At 63.6% G+C, this 1,693-nt stretch carries 1 protein-coding gene; it reads left to right on the forward strand.

The window, feature by feature from the left end; genetic code table 11:
• Positions 1-56: 56 nt before the first annotated feature.
• A partial coding sequence (hutU, locus tag ACW9I6_RS32270; RefSeq protein ID WP_457340239.1) for a urocanate hydratase occupies positions 57-1,693 on the forward strand: 1,637 nt, incomplete at its 3' end.

Raw genomic sequence — 1,693 nt, forward strand, 5'->3', positions numbered from 1 at the left:
TGAACTTCCTCTTCGCACCCATCAATGTTCGCGCATTGATCGTTGAGGATTTTTTTGTGACCAAGCCTACCCAATACCGTGACGTTGAAATCCGTGCCGCACGCGGCAACACGCTGACCGCCAAAAGCTGGCTGACTGAAGCGCCGCTGCGCATGTTGATGAACAACCTCGACCCGCAGGTTGCCGAAAATCCGAAAGAACTGGTGGTGTACGGCGGTATCGGCCGTGCGGCACGTAACTGGGAATGCTACGACAAGATCGTCGAAAGCCTGACCAACCTCAACGACGACGAAACCCTGCTGGTGCAATCCGGCAAACCCGTCGGCGTGTTCAAGACTCACAGCAACGCCCCGCGCGTGCTGATCGCCAACTCCAACCTGGTACCGCACTGGGCGAGCTGGGAGCATTTCAACGAACTGGATGCCAAGGGCCTGGCCATGTACGGCCAGATGACCGCCGGCAGCTGGATCTACATCGGCAGCCAGGGCATCGTGCAGGGCACCTACGAAACCTTCGTCGAAGCCGGTCGCCAGCACTACAACGATGACCTCAAGGGCCGTTGGGTCCTGACTGCCGGCCTCGGCGGCATGGGCGGCGCACAGCCACTGGCCGCGACCCTGGCCGGTGCCTGCTCGCTGAACATCGAATGCCAGCAGGTCAGCATCGACTTCCGCCTGAGCAGCCGCTACGTCGACGAACAAGCCACCGACCTCGACGACGCCCTGGCGCGCATCGACAAATACACCAAGGCCGGCCAGGCGATCTCCATCGCGTTGCTGGGCAACGCCGCTGAAATCCTTCCGGAACTGGTCAAGCGTGGCGTGCGCCCGGACATGGTCACCGACCAGACCAGCGCCCACGACCCGCTCAACGGCTACCTGCCCGCCGGCTGGACCTGGGACGAATACCGCGCCCGCGCCAAGACCGAACCGGCCGAAGTGATCAAGGCCGCCAAGCAGTCTATGGCCGTGCACGTCAGAGCCATGCTCGAGTTCCAGAAACAAGGCATCCCGACGTTCGACTACGGCAACAACATCCGTCAGATGGCGCAAGAAGTGGGCGTGGAAAACGCCTTCGACTTCCCGGGTTTCGTCCCGGCCTACATCCGTCCGCTGTTCTGCCGTGGCATCGGCCCGTTCCGTTGGGCTGCGCTGTCGGGCGACCCGCAAGACATCTACAAGACCGACGCCAAAGTCAAAGAGCTGATCCCGGACGACGCGCACCTGCACAACTGGCTGGACATGGCCCGCGAGCGCATCAGCTTCCAGGGCCTGCCGGCGCGTATCTGCTGGGTTGGCCTGGGCCAGCGCGCCAAGCTCGGCCTGGCATTCAACGAAATGGTGCGCAGCGGCGAGCTGTCGGCGCCGATCGTGATCGGCCGCGACCACCTGGACTCCGGCTCGGTGGCCAGCCCCAACCGTGAAACCGAATCGATGCAGGACGGTTCCGACGCCGTGTCCGACTGGCCACTGCTCAACGCCCTGCTCAACACCGCCAGCGGCGCGACCTGGGTTTCGTTGCACCACGGCGGCGGCGTCGGCATGGGCTTCTCCCAGCACTCGGGCATGGTGATTGTCTGCGACGGTACCGACGAAGCCGCCGAGCGTATCGCTCGCGTGCTGCACAACGACCCGGCGACCGGCGTGATGCGTCATGCGGATGCGGGCTACCAGATCGCGATTGATTGCGCCAA

The sequence above is a fragment of the Pseudomonas sp. SDO5522_S412 genome, assembly GCF_054071215.1.